We start from the raw sequence: 21,106 nt of genomic DNA on the forward strand, positions 1-21,106 counted from the left end.
ATTTATAAATGATTAGTCTCTCATTTATCAGAACCTCTGCTATCCAGCCTTACTAATAGTTCTACACCTGTTGCCAAGTCAAAAACTCCCCCATCTTATAAGCCAAGACGGGGGAACCTTTTTATTCAATTATGATGTATCGGATTACTTAAACCTTAGCTTCCAAAAGACCGATATCTCCGTCTTCACGCTTGTAAATCACATGAGTACCATTCGTTTCCACATCCGTGTAGATGAAGAAATCGTGTCCTACCAACTCCATTTGAAGGAGGGCTTCGTCAAGCGTCATCGGCTTCAAGTCAACTTGCTTGGTACGGACCACTTGTGAATCCGTTGATTCTTCCTCAACCAGCGCTTCCGTGAAGAGCTGACCAGTTGAAACTTTCTCACGATGGCGTTTTTCAATCTTGGTCTTATTCTTGCGGATCTGACGCTCAATTTTGTCAACGACCAAGTCAATAGAGCCGTACATGTCTTGGGACACATCTTCTGCTCTAAGGGTCACATTGCCAAGCGGGATAGTCACTTCAACCTTTGCAGTCTTTTCCCGGTATACTTTCAGGTTAACCTTTGCGGTCAAGTCAATGTCTTCTGAAAAATATTTTTCAATCTTGCTGACCTTGAGTTCAACATAATCACGAATTGCTTCGGTGACTTCAATGTTCTCGCCACGGATGTTGTACTTAATCATATAGGTTCCTCTTTTCTAAGCGTTTTCCGCCTTTCTTTATAACCTTATTATACCGCTTTCATGATTTTTTTGCAACGATTTTCCTCACCTAGCCAAGGAGAAGGTAAGGACGTCTTCAATCCCATTTTGACTCAACAGGTCTCGCAGTAATTGTAGGGTGGCCCCTGTTGTGTAGATGTCATCAATCACTAAAACCGGCTTATCTGCTGAAATTTTTTTGGCCATTGTGAAGACTTGATCTGCTGCCAAGCGTTGCTCCCGTGTCTTACTGGACTGCTTGTCCGTATGCTTTTTTTCAAAAACATCTTCATACTTTAAATTGGCCGCTTCCAGCAGAGCTGTGACCTGATTGAAGCCTCTTTCCTGATAGGAAACTTGGCTTAAAGGAACTGGCACGAAGCGATGAGTCTTCTGGTAGGGTTTTAAGGCCTGTCGAAGATCTGCTGCAAAAACGTCCCTCAAGGCGTAATCACCGCTAAATTTAAAACGGCTGAAAAAATCCTTCATGGCCTCATTATAAGCGTAAAGACTAATATGCTGAACTGCCTTGCCCTGCTCTTTCCAATAGCAACAATCTTGGCAAACCTCACCCGTTGAACTTGGTTTGTAGCAACTGGGACAATGAACTTCTCCTATCGGCATAAATGCTTCTTGGCAGGTCTGGCACAGGCCGACTTGTAGGTCACTCAAGCCTAGGATCGCTCCGAAGGACCATTTTTGCTTTAAGGTTTGCTGGCACAATAAACACATCATCCTAGCCCACTCTCCTTGTTCATCAATTTAATCTCTGCAATGGCCTTTTCAATGGCCCGATTGGTCCCATCTTGGTAGAAATAGAGCAAGCCTGTCGGCCTCTCCAAACTGCGTCCCACGCGCCCACCAATCTGGACCAGACTAGACTTGCTATACAAGCGGTGGTTAGCCTCCACCACAAAAACATCCACACAAGGAAAGGTCACTCCCCGCTCCAAAATGGTTGTCGATACTAAAATGCTTACCTCACGCTCACGAAAGGCCGTCACCACCTCCAAACGCTCAGCGGTCTGACTGGACACAAAACCAATGCGCTCATTTGGAAAATAGGTTTCTAGACATTTGGCCAAAGCCTCTCCAAGCGCAATCTCTGGTGCAAAAATAAGGAGCGGAAAACCAGTCTGTCGTTGAGTTCGAATATCTTTCAAAAACTTTGTGGGCAACTTCCTCTGATTAATAGCCTTCTCGAAGCCTGAAAGCCAGACTTTTTGAGGAACCACTAAGGGATTTTCATGGAACCGTCTCGGCAGGCGCAAGCGAACCAGTTCTCCTTTTTGGACCTGCCTATCTAGCTCATCCGTCGATGTAGCCGTCAGAACCAACTTTCGTCCCTCTGAGGTCAGAGATTGGTTGACCGCATGGTATAGGACAGGGTTATCCACAAAAGGAAAAGCATCCACCTCATCGATAATCAAAAGGTCAAAGGCCTGGTAAAACTTCAAAAGCTGATGCGTCGTGGCGATCACTAAAGGCGTCCTAAAATAGGGATCTCCCTCTCCATGTAAGAGAGCAATCGGGCAGGAAAAATCTTGACTCAATCGGCGATGAAGCTCAATGCAAACGTCAATCCGTGGTGTCGCAATACAGACAGCCTGTCCTTTAGCTAACGTTTCAGCAACCACTTGATAAATCATCTCGGTCTTTCCGGCCCCTGTCACTGCATGAACGAGAGCGCTTTGTCCGCCAGCTACAGCTTCTAATAAGCCTTTTGAAATCCTCTCCTGCCAAGCCGTCAGTTGGCCTTTCCAAAGCAGGTAATCCTTAGGTTCAAAGGGAGTCTGCGGGATGTGGTAGAGGGGTTGATCACTTCTTACCCTTCCCAGCAGCAAGCACTCTCGACAATAAGTTGCTCCGATTGGCAAGAGACACTTGACTGTGTCCATTTCTGAGCCACATCGGCCACAAAACTGGCGTCCTTTTTCCTCTCTGACAGCTGGCAAAGTTTCTGCATAAGCGGCAAAACTTTCTGGCAACTGTCCTTCTACAAAAAGGCGCCCACGGTAATCATCTAAATTCTCCATACTCTTTCATTCGTTCTTTTTTTGAAAAAAGGAGCATTTCTTGGTACAATGACCTTATGGAATACAAGACTATCACACAGGACGGCTCCGTCGAAGAAGAAATCAAAAAATCCCGCTTTATCTGCTACCTCAAACGGGTGGAGACAGAAGAAGAAGCCCGTGCTTTTATCCAGCACATCAAAAAAGAGCACTACAAGGCCAACCACAACTGCTCTGCCTTTATCCTGGGAGAAAACAGCCAAATCAAGCGTAGCAGCGATGATGGCGAACCCTCAGGAACAGCAGGCGTCCCCATGCTTGGCGTTTTAGAGGCGCTTGAACTCACAAATGTTGTCGCCGTTGTCACCCGCTATTTTGGTGGCATCAAACTGGGAGCCGGTGGGCTGATCAGAGCTTACGCAGGCAGTGTATCCAAGGCTGTTCAAGAGATCGGTCGTGTCCAAATCAAAGAGCAACAGGGGATTCGGTTAGTCTTAAGTTACCCCCAATACCAAGACTTTACCAATTTTCTAAAGCAGAACCAACTCTATGAAATTGATCCTCAATTTACCACTCAAGTAACGACCGAAATCTTTGTGGATAAGGAAAAGACACAGGATACCATGGCTCAGCTGATTGAGTTCTTTCAAGGCAAGGCTCAACTAGAGATTTCCGATATCCGAGAAATCGAGGTGCCTCTGATTTAAAAAAGCTATCCCAACGATAGCTTTTTTATATTTTACAAAGTCTGCTAGACTTCTTATACTGGAGATACTAGGTATTCAGAAAGGAAAGCTTATGACACTTTATCAAAATATCACCGAACTTGTCGGCAAAACCCCGATTGTAAAACTCAACCGCATCGTTCCTGAAGGTGCGGCTGATGTTTACGTGAAGTTAGAAGCCTTTAACCCCGGCTCTTCTGTCAAAGACCGTATCGCTCTCAACATGATCAAGGATGCCGAAGAACGTGGCGTTCTAAAACCTGGGGACACTATCGTTGAGCCAACATCCGGTAACACTGGAATAGGTCTTGCTTGGGTAGGTGCTGCTCTCGGTTACAAGGTGATCATCGTCATGCCAGACACCATGTCTATCGAACGTCGCAAAATCATCCAAGCCTACGGCGCTGAACTCATCTTGACGCCAGGTGCAGAAGGAATGAAAGGCGCCATTGCTAAGGCACAAGAAATTGCTGATGAAAGAGACGGTTTCGTGCCTCAGCAATTTATCAACCAAGCCAACCCGGCCGTTCACGAAGCCACTACCGGTCCCGAAATCCTTGAGGCCTTTGGACCAAAGGGACTGGATGCCTTCGTCTCAGGTGTCGGAACTGGTGGAACCATTTCTGGCGTATCTCACGTCCTCAAAGAAGCTAATCCTGACGTGCAAATCTATGCTGTCGAAGCAGACGAATCAGCTGTCCTATCTGGTGAAAAGCCTGGACCTCACAAGATTCAAGGCATCTCTGCAGGATTCATTCCAGATACCCTTGACACCCAAGCCTATGACGGCATTGTCCGCGTCAGCTCTGACAACGCCATCGCTACAGGTCGAGCTATCGGTGGCCAAGAAGGTTTCCTCTTAGGAATTTCAGCTTCCGCTGCTATCTATGCAGCCATTGAAGTTGCCAAAAAACTGGGCACTGGCAAAAAAGTCTTAGCCATCGCACCAGATAACGGCGAACGCTACCTCTCAACCGTCCTCTACGATTTTGAGTAATTTCCCTACTAGAGCAAAATCCCCCACACTTTGAAATGGTGTGAGGGGATGTTTTTATTTTTCAAGCCATCTTTTTTGAATCTCAAAAGCGACAGACTTAGGACGCCTATCCCTCGTAAAGATGCCTTTTAGGTTGCCATCTATGCGACGAATATTATTTCCCGTTGCAAAGTCTGCAAAATTCCATAAATGCTCTCCAATAATGTATTCATATCGATCCAAGACAGCAAAATGTTCTCGATAAAATTGTGCTTGAAATTCTTCTGAATAGGGATTTTTGTATAAGGAGTGCATTCCAGAAACCGTGTCAACCCCAAATTCAGAAAACATTATAGGTTTATCTGGGTATTTTTCATGCCAACGCTCAATTTCAGCACATAATTTCGGAATAGCTGCATCTAAATAACCGTGGTCAATGTACCACCCATAATAGCGATTTAAACAGATAATATCGCACATTTCTGTAATCTTATCTAATTCTGGGGTAGCGTTGACGATGTTAGGAACTACTATCGGCCGTTTTTCAAAGTCTAGTTTTCTTTGATTATCATATGAGCCAATTATTTATTAGCAAGAGCGCTATGGCTGAGTAAAAAGCAGTTGCCCTGTTTCGCTATCTCTCTCATATTGTTTAAAGAAATTCCAGATATAGGCAGCTTCTGGTCTATAATTCCAATGAGCTAAATTTTTTATCGTAACCAATCGAATAAGTTCTTGATTCTCATTATCTACATCTACCATAGAACCTGAGAGAATTTCCTTATCTCCGAGAATTCCTTCTACTTGGTTAGATAAAGCAACTCCAAAATACGGATTTAAATTTAAATCTGGCTTAGATGATACCGGCAAACCATTCATTCTCTGATAGGCTTGGATGAACTCAAACATTGAAACATTGGGATCATCAAAGAAAATATTTGGCATACCAAACGGACTACTCCCATCTACTGGCACCATTTGGAAGAAATCATGATCTCCAACAACATAGAGGTAAGGAATTTTGTTCCCGTTATAGTCTCTTGCTAACTGCGTTAATTCCTCCTTGTCAATTCCTGGAGCAGAAACTGAAGCTCCAGCAGCAAATACATCTGAATGCTTAGCAGCCCAAAGAGCCGTCTTTGAACCACCTGCTGATAAGCCGGTCAAATAAATACGACTTGTATCAATTTGTGGATAAGTTTCCTTGAGATAGTCAATCAGCTCCAATACTCCCTCTTCACCTAGTCCATCTACCTTGGCAAAGTTTAATTCCTTCTCCTGCCACTCTGGAGACACAACAACAATGTCCTCTTTCGCTGCTACTTCAACCCAACCGCTGGTATCTCCTTGAAGACGTGGGTCATTAGCAAATCCATGCAATGTAATAATCAAAGGGACCGTGCCCTTAGACGCTTCTTTGATTGTTTTCGGAACATACTCATACCAAGTATACGAACCTTCACCGTTAAGGGGAACTTCTTCATTTTGGTTATATATAATGCCTAATTTCTCAAAATCAATAACTGGTTCTAGACCATATCCTGATGTAACCTCTTTAACATTAGCATTATAAAATTCTGTTATGTCATTATGCATTCGGTAATTCTGCGACAAGACCTTTGACCAAGCATCTTCAAATATTTTGGCAAGTTCATTTTCTAAATTGGACACTACTACTTTTTGCAATGGATTCGATTGATCTTGATAAGTATCACTGACTTTCTTATCATCCTGACCATACAATAAATAGACTGTTTCGTCTGAATTTACAATGTAAGTCGGTACTTGTTCTCCGAGATTTACCCCTTCATCAACTTTACCATTAATCGTTAAGATACCAGCTATAAGGTAACCATATTTAGGCGCAAGTTTATTATTGACAAACGTTGCACCTTCATCAATCCCAATCAATTTTATATTAGCAACAGGAGTTTGAGAAATTAGATCAATAAAGGCTACCATATCATCATTTGAGTAGGTGCTACCATTTATAGGTGGGATGACATAAACATTAGAAGCCCATTCTTCAACAACATCCGACATTTCAAATTCAGTCACTAAGGCATTAGCTTCGTCTACTGTCTTTGGCCCAGCATATATATAAAAGGTTGGCGTCAAAACATTTGACCGATCACTTCTATAACCAGCCTCTTCAGCATTAAAGTGATAGTACTTAAACTCGGGATTATTAGAGTCTTGCTTGCTAACCAAAGACACCGCAGATTCTTTGTCCACTGTACTTTGCTTATCTGAAGTCTGTGTCTGACAAGCAGTTAATAAAATTATACTAATGAGTATCAAAAAGATTTTTTTCTTCATTTCCTTTCCTCCTCAAATATGTGTTAGAAATCCTAATCCAGTAGGTTAACAATAATATTCAAATCCGTTTCAATAGATATTCTATCCTTTAAAGCCTTAGAATAATATATCGACAAATCCTTCTGCGTCCATTCCAGCTGCACTCTCCCCTCAGGAAGTTGGTAGGCCCCCTTCACCCACTCTAAAGGTAAATTCGACGCAGGTGCTATTTCTATCCTTCCACCAGAAACCTTTATCCCCAAAACTTCTCGAATAAGCCAGCTAGAGTATGATGAAAACATGGCATGGTTTTTTGAGCCTGTGAACGTTTCTCCTCCTGAGAAATGTTCAGACAAGGTTTGATTTCCAGACCTTATCATATCCATGTAACTTGGTGTAGCTTGACGAGTCAACCAATCAAAAATCAACTGATTGTCTCCACGTTTTGCAAATTCCTCATAAGCCCAAGACATGCCAAAGATACCAAACGGGAAAATACCATCTCGCGACCTGATGGCTACTACCAATTTATCATACCAGATAACTTCATCATCAACTAAGCCCGTTCTCAGCGCAAAAATGATACTAGAGGCACTTCCAGAAGCGAATCGTTGCTGAACATCATCGTAAAACTCATTTTTGATGGACTGTTTAACAGTTTCGATAACTTTTCCAAGTTCTTCTTGGTAAGGTTTCAAGTCCGATAAATACCGACTCAACTTTTGATAAGTCTGTAAGTTCAAGAGATACATGACAGCAGAACAAAATTCTTGGTCAGGTGATTTAATAAAAAATCCATAAGCTGTTTCATCAATAGACCCCCAGTCTCCTAGACAACACATCTTGACATAATCGTAATCAAAAGACATAAGGTGATTCAGGTGTTTTTTTAAGGCTTCTTGATACTGTTCAATAAAGTTTTCTTCACCGTATTCTTCAAAAATAATTTGTGCTAAGGTGGGTAAAACCAATTGCCAGCCGAGAGATCCTGCTCCGTTTGAAGTCCCATTAGTCATGATTCCAACATAAGGAGCTGTTTGTGTGATACCTCCATCAAGTCTTTGCTCATTTACGAAGTCAATGAAAACTTTTTTAAACATCTCCTTCCCATCTATAGTGGCAAGATGAGCCTTTAATAAGGCAACTATATCACCACCATATCCCAGTCGTTCTCTAGAGCAATCCTCGAAGTATGAGTGAATATTATGAAGCCTAGTATTTCTCCCTGCAATCCATAATTGATTTAAGATCTCAGACGAACATTCAAATTCACTGATATTTTTAACAGCTGTGTGAACTCTATAGGCCGTTAAATCACAAAGAGGAAAAGTCTCACTTCCCGTCTTTACCATGACATAGCGAAATGAATGGTAAGTGTATTGATTACTATAATCAAGAGCAACATTTTTTGTTTTGATGATTTTATCCTCTTGGATAATCGTTTTGTCTGGCTCTATATCTTTACTATCATCTCTCAGGCCATACCGCCCACTTATAGTTGAAGTGAAATCTAACTCCTCCCCATCAGTTAACCTTTCTTCAGCATATTGAAGTAAGATAGTTCCAATATAATCTGGTTCCACTCCAAAAGCAATCTGACCACTAAGAATCTGACCAAAATCTACAAGCCAATTTTCACCCAACCTCTCGATCTTTACTGGTCTTATTACGTCATGTCTCTTTACTTTAGGGATAAAACTGGGAACCAGTTGACCAGCCGGACCAGAAATAGTGACCGTCTGAACACTAGAATCTACATACCAATTCTCATCTGTAAAAACTTCACCAATATAGATATCATTTTGCAATAAATTTCCAAAACCAGACTCCCAAGTAGAGTCAGAATAAATATGGCCGTCACCTAATTGTATATCACAGATTAAACAAGGTTTTCCAACAGCTAATTGTTTACGAATATTATATTTTCCAAGAATGTGAAGGGGTGCCGGATTATACCAGCCATTAGCTAGTTCAATAATTATTTTATTAGTCCCTCTTTTCAAATAAGGACTAATATCATAAGTATCATAATATACTACTTTATCGTAGTTTGTAACATCGCTATTTAAAAATGCATCTCCAAGTCTCTGTCCATTTAAATAAGCAGTATAATAACCTAGACCACAAACTGCTAAACTAGCTTTACTTTCTCCGTCCCAAATAAAGTTTTTAGAAAAAGTCATATTAGGCTTGTCTTTAAAGAATGAAAATTCCTTCTCAATAGGATTATCTTTTCGGGTAATCCATTTAGCCTCTAGAAAATGTTCTTTTTGATTATATTTTTTTGTCATATCCACCTCAAATTCAAAAATATTTTCACTAATCTAATCAGCTTCTGACAACTTCGTTGCTAGAACAGCTATACCTTCTTTACTTGGCAATGAGAGATGAATATAACCAGTAACTCTCTCTCGGACACATTCTCTCGTCATTTCCCAAATGTCTATGATTTCAAGTCTATATTTTCCTTCTTCTGGCAGTAAAAGGTACCTTATATACACCATTACCTGCATAAAAGCCATTAACAATTTTTTTCTTACCATTACAAATTACTTCGACACTTACGTCTACATCAACTTTAGAAGAACTTGGTTCCTCTCCTGTGAACTGTAATTCTAAAATTTCATACTGCCTCACTCTAGTCTCCTTTAAAAATTCGTTGCCTCAAAAAGGCAACGAACTCATCTATTCTGAACGTTCTTGTTGGTAGAGTTTGTTATCAACTGTTTTAATAAAAGGAAGATAGAAGAGAGTTACTACCACTAACTGAATCATTTGCAATACTGCTCCCCTCCAACTATTGGTTACCAAAAAGCCACTCAAAATAACAGGTGTTGTCCACGGTAGCTGAACCAATCCTGTTGGTACAGGAACTAAATTCAAAGCCATAGCTACATAGGCAATAACTCCCGATACGACCGAGGATAAGAACGCTGGAATAATCAACGAAAAATTAAGCATGATGGGGAATCCAAAGAGGGCTGGTTCACCAACATTAAAGACATATGGTGCAACTGAAATACGACTGACTTGCTTATACTGCTTACTTTTTGCGAATATAAGAGCTGCAAGCACCGCCCCCTGAAGCCCGATACTCATGAAATGGGTAAAGAAGGAATTCGAAATAATGTTAGGTGCTACTTGTCCGGCTAATGTGGCTACTCGATTTTGCTCTTCAAGCATTTGCCAAACTGGTGTCATAATCCCTTGTACAATGGAGCCTCCATGTAAACCGAAGAACCATAGAATATTTTCAAATAACTTAACAAGAATCGAACCAAAAATCGATCCACCAAGAATGGTTAGAGGTAATCCTAATGTACTATTAATAAGTGTGACAGCAGTCATACCAGTAAGATCCACTAGTAGACGGATTATCCAGAAAACGATTACAACAAGAAAACTTGGAATCATTGATTCAAATGGGGCAGAAACAGCTGGCGGAACTGAAGCTGGCATCTTAATTTTAATGCCTTTTCGATCAATAGCTCTATAGATGACTGCTGTAAAAATAGAAACTAGCATACCAACAAACATTGATTCTGCACTAACAGATGCTAATTTAAGTACAAAACCACTATCTTCCAAAAAAATAGTAGGTGTCATAATCAAAAATGAAACCAAGGCTGTCAGGACGACCTGAAGTTTATTTAAGTTCATTTTGTCTGAAATCGAATAAGCGGTAGTAATAGCAACCAGAAGACCACCAATGGCCAAACTAGCATTATAAACGATAAGTAGTTTCCCTTGCCAAACAGCTGTTTCAACACCAATTAGATTTGTAATAAAATTATTGAATCCTTCAACAGGAAAGGCTGCAAAAATCAAGAAGACCGATGCTATAAAGGTGAAAGGCACATAAGCTAGCATAGCATCACGGATAGCAGTAACATACATGTTACGATTCATAGCTGTTGCAAATTTTCCCATTCTTAATTGCAAGCTAGATATAAATGATTGGTTATTCTCACTCATTTTAAAAACTCCTTTTTACATTAACGAAGCTAATGCAGTCTCAAGAACATTCGCCCCATTCATCATCCCATAATCTGCCAGACTAATTACATTAATTTTCATATCAGTACCAGCATATTTTGTTTTAAATTCTTCTTCCAAAAAGCTGATTTGAGGCCCTAAAAGAAGAACATCTGTCTGCCCTTTATACTTCTCAAATGCAGACTCAGCCATAGCTATGATATTAGCTTCAATTCCTTTGGCAGTTGCTGCCTCCTTCATCTTAGTAACAAGCATTGAAGTAGAAAAACCGCCAGCACACACCAAGGTAATGTTTACCATAATATTCTCCTTTATTTATTTTTATATAAATCAACAATTTCAGTGGCCATATCCTTGACGGTAATGGCGTTCATGAGATGGTCCTGGGCATGTACCATCAAGAGAGAGACTTCTGTTTTTTCGCCTGAGGCTTCCTTGGTGAGAAGCTCGGTCTGAGCGTGATGGGCTTGGACCAGAGAGTCATTGCATTCAGCCAAATGCGCTTGCGCTTCCTCAAAATCTCCTTTTTTAGCAGCGTAGATTGCCTTCATTGCCAGGCTTCTTGCATTACCACCATTGACGATGAGTCCCATAATAACTTGGGTTTGTTCGTTTTCCATAGACTTCCTTTCCTCTTCGTTTTGATAAATCTATCATACCCGCTCTCGATCATAAACTCCACACCTTCTTCTGCCGTTTTGAAAACGGTAACTCTCTCATTTGATAATAGAAAAAATCCCAGCAAGCTGAGATTTTAACTGAGGATATGGACCAAGGTTTCAAAACTTGGGTTGGCAATCAGCTTTTGGATGGCCTCTTGATCAAAAAAGAGATTGCTGGTTTTCTCATAAAAAGTTTCCAATTGAGGATCTTCCTGAGAACCGATTGATAATAAGAAAATAACTTGGACAGGGTTGTTTTTCCATAAGATTGGCTTGTCAAGAACGGCCACAGTGACAAAGCTCTGCTCGGTCAAAACCTTGTAGGGATGAGGAAGGGCAACTAAATTGCCAAAGTCGGTCTGTCCTAACTCTTCACGCTTCAGCACTGCCTCTTCGAATCCTTCCGGCAAGAGTCCAAAGCGATCGATATGTTGGCACATGAGTTGAATGGCCTCTTCGCGAGTCTCAACTGACAGACGAGGCATAAAAAGATTGGTCGAGTAATAATCTAAAATCGTAGACTTATCACCACTTTCAAACATCTGTCGATAGGTCAAAATATCATTACTGTCAATGAAAAGATTGATTTCATAGATGGGAACAGGGTATTTTTTAGGCAGCGGGACGGTCGTAAAAATGTAGTCAACCTGTTTACCTTGGAAATCAAACTCTTCCAATTCCGCTACCGTACACTCATAGATTGTATCCAGATAGTCGCCGAAGGCCTGCTTATACTTAAATTTGAAGAGCTGCGAACTGCTCTTGCCCGATACACAAACCAAAACGATGGTTTTCTTCTCAATCTTACGATTGCGTTTTTCCGTTGCTAGCGCAAAAATAATGGCAATATAAGCCACCTCATCCTCTGGAATATCGCATTGGTAATATTCCTTAAGACTAGTGCAAGCTGTCGCAGCGAGAGTGTAGGGGTAGGGATACTCCTGCTTAATCATCTCCAGCAAGGGATTTTGAGCGGCAATATTAAATTTCAATCGAATAGCCATTGGAACCAAGTGCTGATTCAAGGCCATCCGAAGTTCTAAATTTTGTCGAAAATCGAGCGCAAAGGTCTCATAAACCCGCGTCAGCATTTTATGGACCAGCTCATCAATCTGCCCTGTGATGACAAAGTTAGGACCATATTGGCTGTAAGAATCTGAAGAGAGATGTGCTCCATAAATAACAGCCAAAAACTGTCGTTCCTGCAAACTCAACTGTTGGCCAAACCTCGCCTCAATCAATTGGCTGTAGTCTGCGACAATGCGTTCCGTTGCTGGACTAATGACATCCGCTGGAACGTCGCCATCGACAATCGTAAAGCCTTGTTGTAAACGGTCTAGTGTTATATTGATGTATTTTACCACATTCTCAAGAGCTATCTCTGACATGGTCACCTTGTGGCAGTGGTTACCATCTAGAATGGTTTCCATCAACCAGACTTCACGACTCCTCTCCGCTAGCCTATCGTAGAGGGTATTCAGCAAGCAAATCCGCTTATGAAATTCCTGCCCCAAAACCTTAATCCCATAATTAGGCCGCCTATCCAAGAGAAGGTCGTAGGCCATTAAAATACTCTCCACGCGTTTTAGGTTAGCAGATAAGGTATTACGGGAAATATAGAATTGCTCTGCTATATCCTCCAATTTCACATAGTCTTCAGATCTTAAGAGGAGTTGTAAAAGGGCTACCTGCCTTTGCTCACTCGTCTCAGGAATAGCCTTATCTTCCACGGAACGGGATACTTGGAGAAAGCTCGCTTCATCTTGAATCAACAGCTTATAGCCGAAATGGCGCTTGGATTCAATCGTTGCGTCATAGGCGGTCAGAATTTCCTTAAGCTCCTTGATCCGTGTGCGAACGGTTTTCTCACTGATTTCGAGCTTATCCGCCAGGTCCTGGGAGGTTTGATAACTGTCTTGAGACATCAAATTCAACACATCATATAGCTTACTATCCACCCTACTCTCCTTTCCAGCCCTAGATAAGGTAGTCTTTATCCATTCTATTGTAGCAAGAAGTCAGACGATTGACTATCCTAACTTTTACCGTAAAGAAAACGGAAACAACTTCTAGTCTAACCAGCCTTCCCCGAGTGACACTCGTTTAACGTATTTTAAAAACAGTCCTTCCCTCGCCAAGAACTCATTCTCAGACAAGCATTGGAAACCAAAGAAGACTGGACGAATTGCCAGTCTCAACATTTATTCCCATATTCCCACCTATACTCTGGGAAGAGCATTTTAAGAACATCGGTGGTCAAGCGGCGGGACTGGCCGACAGCCGGAAAGATGTGCATCATCATCATGGGATTGAAGTTGGCCTCGATGATACCGTAACTGGTCTGACAACTGTCAGCCGGTTGGCTGATGTCTGGAATAATCAAATCAACCCCACAAACCTTGGCCTGCATGGCTTGGGTAATCGCTACTGCAACTTCCTTGTAAGACGGATGGACCTGATCTGTCATATCAATCGAATCACCACCTGTGCTGATATTGGAATTGGCGCGGAGGTAAACGACCTCACCCTCTGGGACGATACTCTCTGCTGTCAGTCCTTGGGCTTTGAGTTGCAATCTTTCCAACTCGCCTAGCTCTATCTTTTTGAGCGGGGTCGATTTGCCATCGCCTCGAAGGGGATTGGCGTTTTTAATGGCTACAAGCTCAGCAATCGTGGAGTTGCCATCCCCGATGACATTAGCAGGCACGCGCAGGAGAACGGCCCTGGTCTCATCTCCCAAAACAAAGAATCTGTACTCCGTTCCAGCCATAAAGTCCTCAACCATGACTTCCTTGTCCTCTAAAAGGGCTAATTCGACTGCCTTGAGGAAGTCGTCTTGCTCGCTCACGCCTTGCTCAAAAATACTGATCCCAAGGCCATAGTTAGTTGATTTCGGCTTGATGACAATGGGTTTCCCTTTCACTTGAGAGAATACCTGCCTTGCCTCATCGAGATCCATCAGCTGCAGACTGGCTGGCACCGCAAAACCTGCCTCTGCTAGAACTTTCTTGGTTACGACCTTATTTTCCATAATCAGGGGTGAAATATAGCTATCATGGCTGGTCATATTGCCATTTTTGACGTATTCGGTATGGCCTTTGTAGCTGAGTTTAACAAATTGGTCGCGTTCATCCAAGATGTCTACAGCAAAGCCGTATTGGATCGCATCAGCTAAGAAGGCTTGGGTGGATAACTCCATTGTTGCAAAGGCTTGTAGTCCGAAAGGTTGCTCTAGAACTGCCTGTTTATAAGATCGGGCAAGTTCCATCCCAAGCCGAGCCATATCTTTGCCTTTTTCTTGATAGCTCAGCCACAAGCGCCCGCCCAGCGTCAGCTCTGGCTTTTCTAACTGAGCCCGCTTAGCAGCAATCAAGGCCTTGTCAGCTTCTGGCAGGTGGAGCTGCTCTGCCATTTCTTCCAAAAGGGCAAAGAAGGCTTCTGCTTCCTCTAGGGCAATAGCAGAGCTAAGGGGATGGCTAAGCGCTGTCTCTTCTTTGAGGCGTCTGCCAAGCGCTATGTCCACTTCGGTCTCTTCCAGCCAAAGGAGGCCCAGCAAAAAGAGGTGAATAAAGCGAGCGTCATCCGCTGTTAGGCCATAGGGTGCAAAGGGGTTAAGGTCAAAAATCCGAAACTCCAAATACTGGATTCCCTTAACCAGCAAGTCCTGCACCGACTGGCTGCCTCGGAAGCGGACACTCTCATAAAGCTCCTTCTCCGCAATCAAATCGCCCTGATCAACTAGAGCACGCAGGCTGGTCACATAGGCTTTAAGACTGTCAAAAGACACTCGGATATGGGGCTCATTGACATAGCCATAGGAACTGGCCCGAATAGACCGAACAGGGCCTTCCAGTTCTTGCCCTTCCTTAAAATAGGCCGTAGGCGCCAAAGGCGTTGCCCCAAACAGGTAAATCAGGAGCCACTGGTAGCGTAAAAACTGCCGTGCCAAGGTCATATAGACCTGGTTCTGAATTTCTGCAAGGGGCTGGCCTTCAGTCGCTAACGCCTCTAAAAATTCTTTTTTCAGGCCAAAATTATAGTGAATCCCAGAGACCATTTGCTTGTACTTGCCATATTTTTTTGTCAAGTATTCCCGATATCGAGTATTTTCTTCCCCCATCTGCGCCTCTACGATCGCCTCCTCATCTGGTAGGATAGCTGGCATAGACAGTGGCCAAAGGTATTCTTCCTCTGGCAATTGGCGCAAGGTCACTTCATGGATGGCCCCCAAGAAACGCAGGGCCTCACGGCTATGGTCAAACACAGGGGAAACCAGCTCCAACTGTGATTCCGCAAAATCTGTCTGGATATAAGGATGGAAAGAACGGTCCCCAAACGCTTTTGGGTGTCTGGTCTGGCTGAGCCTACCGTCAGCTAGAACCCGCTGGCCTTCCTTTTCTATGCCAATAGTCGCTTGGGTAAATAGCCCTTCCAACCCCTTTTCAATAATCACCTGCTTCAGTGTCATCTCTTGCTCCTCTTCTTTGCCACAAGTCTTATCCCAACCTTACCAAAAAATAAGTATAAAGGCAAAAATTTTTGAACGAAATGGGGATTTTTTTGAAAAATCGCTCGCTCCCCTTAGCTGCCTGACTATTTCACAAATGGATTTCCTATCAGCCAGCTCCTTTTATGGTAAAATAGGACTATGAAATTCCAAATCCTTATCCCACAAGCCTTTCCTTGTATGACCGTTAAAGAACTCCTAGAAGATTATCTCTTGATTCCTCGTAAAATCAGGCATTTTTTAAGGACCAAGAAACACGTCACAATCAATGACCAAGTGATTAACTGGCAAAGTTCGGTCAATCCTGGCGATATCTTGACCCTTATCTTTGATGAGGAGGATTATCCCCCAAAAGTCCTTCCAAGTGGTCAAGCCAAACTAGTAGAGGCACTCTACGAAGACGAGCACCTGATCATTGTCAATAAACCCGAAGGCATGAAGACCCATGCCAATGAACCACAGGAAATCGCCCTGCTTAATCACGTTTCAACCTATGTTGGACAAACTTGTTACGTGGTTCACCGCTTGGATATGGAAACCAGTGGCGCTATCTTGTTTGCTAAAAATCCCTTTGTCCTCCCCATCCTCAATCGCCTGCTAGAAGATCGGCAGATCAAACGGACCTATCTGGCCCTCTGTCAGGGAAATATTCCCATCCAGTCTTGGACCATTACGGATAAGATTGGCAGGGACCGCCACGATCGACGAAAGCGTCTTGTCGATCCTAAAAAGGGACAAGTAGCCCATACACAGGTGACGGTTCTCAGCCAGAACAAGCAGGTCAGTCTTGTCCAATGCAGACTCCAGACTGGCCGCACTCATCAGATTCGGGTCCATCTGAGCCACCATGGGCATGCTATTTTAGGCGACCCTCTCTACAGTCATTTGAAGGCGCCTCGTCTCATGCTCCATGCCCAAAAACTGCGTTTCAAGCACCCCTTCACCTTAGAGGAAGTCTGCGTAACGGCTCCTTCAAAAAGCTTTGAAAACGCTCTAAAAAGCACCTTCCATAATAGCAACGAAAAGAAATACCAATAGAAGCTCTTTGTTGCATTAGAGCCCCCCTTTTAAAAGAACCTGATACAAAATTTTCTCGGCATAGAAAAACAGAGGGTCACATTTGAACTGCTCCCTGTCAAGTGGACAATGAACAAATAAAAGATTAGGCAACGGCCTTGTTCCTCATTTCAAGAGGGGCAAGGCCATTGTTGCGCTCTTGAAACTGTTCATGATTGCAAAAGAAGATGTAGGCGTCCATGTCAGCACTCATCTTCTCTTCCTCAGTCAAATTAGGCTTGCTTTCAAGTCCTTTCCCACGACGGTCAAGAAGCCTTTGACTGCCATCCTTTTCAAACTTGCGACCCCAGGAGAAAACCTGCTGGTCAGACACGCCATATGTCTCAACAGCAGCTGGATCGTTTTTCGCGTTAGCAATGGTGAAGGTGACAATCTCAACACGTTCTTCAAACGTGATCTTGCGTCCTTGTTTCATACGCCTTAATCCTTTACTAGTGGCTTGTCATGCCTTACCACTTGTATACTGGTTTATCCAACGTTTGAGAACACTGCGTTGAGAACTATTGTAACGCTCAACAATCGTCTCTAGTCCTCCTAGACCAGCTAGTTCATCCTGTACAGCCTGTTCTTTCAACGCTTTACCATAATGCTTCCACGTTCTGCTCTCTGTTAATCCTTCTATCCCCAATCGTTGGTATCGGCTAATCCAACTTTTGAGGGTTGTCTGACTAACGGCGTAGGAGTTTACTAAGGAGAAAATGGCTACCCCTTGTTCTAAATACTGCAGTACACTGTTTAACTTTTCCTCTACTGGTTTTGGACTTCTTTTGGACATAGGAAAACTCCCCTCATAGTTGTAGTGAATTTTTGTTTTTTTCACTATCCACTATAAGGGGAGTATATCACCTGTGAAGCTCTGTTTTAGTTTTGAGGTATTTTCTGACTGTATTCGATGGTTTCAAAGTGGTCATCCCAACCATCAACCGGTATCGTCAACGTCATCGCAAGCCCAATGACCAGTTCTTCTCCGATGTCATGTGACTCTTTTTGGCGTTCTTTGCCGATCAGACGTTGAGTCATCAGCTACCAATCCCCAGCTAAGCAAGGACAACTTAATTTTCCTGACGCCCATGTTCAGTAACTGCGACAACTCACGTCACTTGGAGACACTTTTTAAGAAGGTGCAGAGAGCTCTGTTAGCCGCTGTAATGGTAGGTGAGAAGGGAAGACAATCGTTAATTCGTCAGAATACTTTTTCGCCACACCTCCCTAAATATTAGAGCCTTTATTCACAATAGAAACACTGACTAGAATGGGCGAATTTTAGCTTACTCACTATCAGATGTTCTGGTAGTACGGCCATTATGCCCGCAAAAATTGTCCTCAGTTGGCCAAAAACTAGCCTAATTAACTTAGTATTCCTATTATGAATACAGGTTCTTAGAATCGAGGGTGAAACAGTCTACCAGACGATTCACTCCCGCCTCCGCATAGAGGTGAGTTGCTGGGCCCTTCTCAGGTTTTCCCGTCCCGAACCCCTCAACCACTGTGCCTTGATTAAATGGCGATAGTAACATTTTTATCTCAGCCTGAGCTTAAAAATCAGGACGTAAAAGGAAGAGCTTCTAAAATTTCAATTCGATCTTTTTTCTATCCTTTAAAACATGATTAGAAAGAAAGAGCATACTGAAAATATAAAAATTACAGTTCTTTGACTCGCTTGGGCAAAAAGAGGCTAACCTGTGTAAAGTGGTCTTTTTCAGAAGTAATTTCCATATGGTAGTCCGTGCCAAATTGCAGAGCTAGGCGCTGATCGACATTTTTAAGACCAATTCCTCCTTGATGGACGGTTTTTGTTGTCCCCGTTGCCTTATTTTGACTATCCATCCCTTTCCCATTGTCCCGAATGTCAATGCGTAGGTGCTCTGCTGTTTCCCTAACAGTAACTTCAATCAGCCCATCACGCTCGACTTCCTTAATACCATGGTAAATGGCATTTTCGACAATCGGCTGTAAAATTAACTTGGGTACTTGATAGTCTGCATAGGCTGGCAATTCATGGAGTTCATAGTTGAGCTTATGGCCATAGCGCTGCTTTTGAATAAAGAGATACTGACGAACATGTTCCATCTCATCCTTAAGACAAATTTGCTCATTGCCATTATTGAGAGCTATGCGAAAATATTTTGCCAATGCCTTGGTAATGTCCACCACGCGCTTACGGTCATTGAATTCCGTCATCCAAACAATTGTATCTAGCGTATTGTAGAGGAAATGAGGGTTGATTTGACTGGCTAATGCCACCAGCTCATACTCCCGAATATCCTGCTCTTGTTGCTTGGCAGAAGCCATGAGAGCGTCAATTTGATCCAGCATTTTATTGAAATAGCGCGACAAATCTAACAGTTCAGCCGTTCCCACTTCCTTGGCACGCAGGTGTGACTGCCCCTGCCCGACTGCTAAAATAACCTCCTGCAAGTCACGAATCGGTTTTAACCAGATACGAATGACCAAAGCTGAACCCAAGCCCGAAATCAAGAGGGCAACCAAGCCCGCTCCCAAAAAGGCGTATAGGATTTGATGACGAACCATGTGAAGTTCATCAAGAGATGATACCCCAACCAAGGTCCACTGGCTGTCTGGAATTTCAATCTGATAGACAAATTCTTTTTCAGAAGAGGTATAGCCATTTTCCACTGCCAAGTATGGCTGCATCGCATCCATCTCTTCCTTAGAGGAATAGACTTCTTTTTTTGGATGATAGACAAACTCTTTCTGAGAATTGACAATAAAAGCGAAACCTGTATCGCCTAATGTTAGCTGGTCCAGATAGTTTTCTAACCTACTATAGTCAATATCCAGTCGTAGTACTCCCTTATTGTTGCCCTTACTGTCCTCAATCTCTCGTGTAATCGAAATAACCCATTGTTCTCCCTTTTGGGTCAGAGATTCCTTATGAGCAGGGGTCAAAACAGGCATGGCTTTCTGATCAATGGCTGCTTGATACCAAGATTCCGCCATCATATCACTAGAAGTTTTCATGGTGAGCTGGCTATCTGTCGAAACCACCTGACCTTCTTTGGTCACTAAGACGGCAGAGACCAAATCAACATCTCCCATAAGCAAGCTATTCATCAAAAAGAGCAACGCCTCTTTGTGATCTTCATCAGGATGAGCAATATACTCTTTCAGTAACCGATTCCCTGCCAAACTATTGGTTGTCTGCTTTAGCTTGTTCAGATAGGAAGTAATGAATGAGCCACTCTGCTGCAAACTATCGCGCGTTTTCTGCTCGATCAGATGCCCAATTTCAGTAGAGCTAGTCTGATAATAGAAGGTTCCGACCACCCCAAGTAGAGCCATCATCACTAAAAAACTATAGAGAAATAATTGCACTGCCAAGGAATGTTTTCTCATTCACCTTCCCCTTTCCGAAATTGTCGCGGTGTCACACCAACTGTCTGCTTGAAGCGTTGAGAGAAATAATTGATATCCCAAAAGCCAACTTTTTCAGCAATTTCATAAATTTTTAAATCGGTTGTCAACAATAAGAATTTCGCTTGCCGCATTCGTTCTTGGTTGAGATAATCCTGAAAACTCATCCCCACGTCCTTCTTGATGAGGACGCTAAGATAATTGGGGCTAAAGCCTAGGTCATCTGCCAGATGCTTGAGCGAAAAATCGCTGTCACCTAAATGATCGCGGATCTTTTTCTGCAAGTCCGAATAGTCTTCTTGCCTGATGTACTTTTCCAGTTTTTCTTTTTTTACATCTTGATCTAGCTTATCTTGGATTTTTGATAAAATGCCTTCCACATCTGCCTTACTAAAGGGCTTGAGTAGATAGTCATCTGCGCCCAGCTTGAGTGCAGAAAGAGCATAGTCAAACTCATCATAGCCTGTCAAAAAAACCAGATGACAGGCTGGGCGCTCTTCTTTAATCAATTGTGCTAATTGAATTCCGTTCATTTTGGGCATATTGATGTCTGTCAAGACGATATCAAATGGCTGGTCTTGGAAGAGTTCCCAAGCCTTGCGGCCATCTTCTGCCTCAGCGACACGGTCAATTTGAAATTTTTTAAAATCAATCAAAGAACAAATACCTTGTCAATTAAAGATACTAAATTTCTTCCTATTTATAAACACTCCTCATGTGTTTCAGAATATCGAAATACCTGCTATGCATCTCAAGCCAAAAACCA

The 21,106-nt window shown here is 42.7% G+C and carries 21 protein-coding genes; 3 read left to right on the plus strand and 18 right to left on the minus strand.

What is annotated here, in order from left to right; all coding sequences use genetic code 11:
* Positions 1-148: 148 nt before the first annotated feature.
* From hpf to ABID29_RS07165, 3 genes are all read right to left on the minus strand, one after another.
* Positions 149-691: a ribosome hibernation-promoting factor, HPF/YfiA family gene (hpf, locus tag ABID29_RS07155; protein ID WP_354365449.1), complete on the minus strand. Its 543-nt coding sequence runs from the start codon at positions 689-691 to the stop codon at positions 149-151.
* A gap of 84 nt (positions 692-775) precedes the next feature.
* Positions 776-1,444 (minus strand): ComF family protein, encoded by a 669-nt coding sequence (locus ABID29_RS07160; protein WP_354365451.1) that lies wholly within the window; start codon positions 1,442-1,444, stop codon positions 776-778.
* Positions 1,441-2,745, minus strand: coding sequence for a DEAD/DEAH box helicase (locus tag ABID29_RS07165; RefSeq protein WP_354365453.1), 1,305 nt, complete (start codon positions 2,743-2,745; stop codon positions 1,441-1,443). Before ABID29_RS07165 ends, ABID29_RS07160 begins: the two co-directional genes overlap by 4 nt.
* A gap of 56 nt (positions 2,746-2,801) precedes the next feature.
* Between ABID29_RS07165 and ABID29_RS07170 the strand changes: the two genes are divergently transcribed.
* Together ABID29_RS07170 and cysK are read left to right on the plus strand one after the other, a co-directional pair.
* Positions 2,802-3,431, plus strand: coding sequence for a YigZ family protein (locus tag ABID29_RS07170; RefSeq protein WP_354365455.1), 630 nt, complete (start codon positions 2,802-2,804; stop codon positions 3,429-3,431).
* A 91-nt stretch (positions 3,432-3,522) separates the two neighbouring features.
* Positions 3,523-4,446 carry a cysteine synthase A gene (cysK, locus tag ABID29_RS07175; RefSeq protein ID WP_354365457.1) on the plus strand — a complete coding sequence of 308 codons (924 nt, stop codon included), beginning with the start codon at positions 3,523-3,525 and terminating at the stop codon, positions 4,444-4,446.
* A gap of 54 nt (positions 4,447-4,500) precedes the next feature.
* Here the strand turns inward: cysK and ABID29_RS07180 are convergent, their stop codons facing one another.
* From ABID29_RS07180 to gshAB, 10 genes are all read right to left on the minus strand, one after another.
* Positions 4,501-5,010: a glycoside hydrolase family 2 TIM barrel-domain containing protein gene (locus ABID29_RS07180; protein WP_354365491.1), complete on the minus strand. Its 510-nt coding sequence runs from the start codon at positions 5,008-5,010 to the stop codon at positions 4,501-4,503.
* Positions 5,011-5,025: 15 nt separating this feature from the next.
* A complete protein-coding gene (locus ABID29_RS07185) occupies positions 5,026-6,744 on the minus strand; it encodes a CE1 family esterase (protein ID WP_354365459.1) in 1,719 nt (572 codons plus the stop codon).
* 32 nt (positions 6,745-6,776) lie between these two features.
* Complete coding sequence (locus tag ABID29_RS07190; protein ID WP_354365461.1) at positions 6,777-9,014, minus strand: family 78 glycoside hydrolase catalytic domain; 2,238 nt, start codon at positions 9,012-9,014, stop codon at positions 6,777-6,779.
* Positions 9,015-9,047: 33 nt separating this feature from the next.
* Positions 9,048-9,266: a DUF5605 domain-containing protein gene (locus ABID29_RS07195; protein ID WP_354365463.1), complete on the minus strand. Its 219-nt coding sequence runs from the start codon at positions 9,264-9,266 to the stop codon at positions 9,048-9,050.
* The gene (locus ABID29_RS07200) at positions 9,181-9,360 is read right to left on the minus strand and encodes a DUF5060 domain-containing protein (protein WP_354365465.1); all 180 of its coding nucleotides are present in this window, start codon (positions 9,358-9,360) and stop codon (positions 9,181-9,183) included. Before ABID29_RS07200 ends, ABID29_RS07195 begins: the two co-directional genes overlap by 86 nt.
* A gap of 48 nt (positions 9,361-9,408) precedes the next feature.
* A complete protein-coding gene (locus ABID29_RS07205) occupies positions 9,409-10,698 on the minus strand; it encodes a PTS sugar transporter subunit IIC (RefSeq protein ID WP_354365467.1) in 1,290 nt (429 codons plus the stop codon).
* A 15-nt stretch (positions 10,699-10,713) separates the two neighbouring features.
* The gene (locus ABID29_RS07210) at positions 10,714-11,019 is read right to left on the minus strand and encodes a PTS sugar transporter subunit IIB (protein WP_168549118.1); all 306 of its coding nucleotides are present in this window, start codon (positions 11,017-11,019) and stop codon (positions 10,714-10,716) included.
* 11 nt (positions 11,020-11,030) lie between these two features.
* On the minus strand, positions 11,031-11,339 hold the full coding sequence (locus ABID29_RS07215; RefSeq protein ID WP_354365469.1) for a PTS lactose/cellobiose transporter subunit IIA: 309 nt from the start codon (positions 11,337-11,339) through the stop codon (positions 11,031-11,033).
* A gap of 134 nt (positions 11,340-11,473) precedes the next feature.
* The gene (locus ABID29_RS07220) at positions 11,474-13,339 is read right to left on the minus strand and encodes a BglG family transcription antiterminator (RefSeq protein ID WP_354365471.1); all 1,866 of its coding nucleotides are present in this window, start codon (positions 13,337-13,339) and stop codon (positions 11,474-11,476) included.
* A gap of 236 nt (positions 13,340-13,575) precedes the next feature.
* A complete protein-coding gene (gene gshAB, locus ABID29_RS07225) occupies positions 13,576-15,849 on the minus strand; it encodes a bifunctional glutamate--cysteine ligase GshA/glutathione synthetase GshB (protein ID WP_354365473.1) in 2,274 nt (757 codons plus the stop codon).
* 180 nt (positions 15,850-16,029) lie between these two features.
* Between gshAB and ABID29_RS07230 the strand changes: the two genes are divergently transcribed.
* Positions 16,030-16,926, plus strand: a complete 897-nt coding sequence (locus ABID29_RS07230; RefSeq protein WP_354365475.1) for an RluA family pseudouridine synthase — start codon at positions 16,030-16,032, stop codon at positions 16,924-16,926.
* Between the two features lie 124 nt (positions 16,927-17,050).
* On the opposite strand, the gene ABID29_RS07235 is transcribed toward ABID29_RS07230, so the two are convergent.
* From ABID29_RS07235 to ABID29_RS07255, 5 genes are all read right to left on the minus strand, one after another.
* Positions 17,051-17,380: a helix-turn-helix domain-containing protein gene (locus tag ABID29_RS07235; RefSeq protein ID WP_354365477.1), complete on the minus strand. Its 330-nt coding sequence runs from the start codon at positions 17,378-17,380 to the stop codon at positions 17,051-17,053.
* 27 nt (positions 17,381-17,407) lie between these two features.
* A complete protein-coding gene (locus ABID29_RS07240) occupies positions 17,408-17,740 on the minus strand; it encodes a helix-turn-helix domain-containing protein (RefSeq protein WP_354365479.1) in 333 nt (110 codons plus the stop codon).
* An 86-nt stretch (positions 17,741-17,826) separates the two neighbouring features.
* Entirely contained in the window at positions 17,827-17,985 is a 159-nt protein-coding gene (locus tag ABID29_RS07245; protein WP_354365481.1) for a hypothetical protein, read from the minus strand.
* A 621-nt stretch (positions 17,986-18,606) separates the two neighbouring features.
* Entirely contained in the window at positions 18,607-20,322 is a 1,716-nt protein-coding gene (locus tag ABID29_RS07250; RefSeq protein ID WP_354365483.1) for a cache domain-containing sensor histidine kinase, read from the minus strand.
* Entirely contained in the window at positions 20,319-20,996 is a 678-nt protein-coding gene (locus ABID29_RS07255; protein WP_354365485.1) for a response regulator transcription factor, read from the minus strand. The genes ABID29_RS07250 and ABID29_RS07255 overlap by 4 nt, the downstream gene beginning before the upstream one ends.
* Positions 20,997-21,106 lie beyond the last annotated feature (110 nt).

The organism is Streptococcus rupicaprae (assembly GCF_040545225.1).
GTDB lineage: Bacteria > Bacillota > Bacilli > Lactobacillales > Streptococcaceae > Streptococcus > Streptococcus rupicaprae.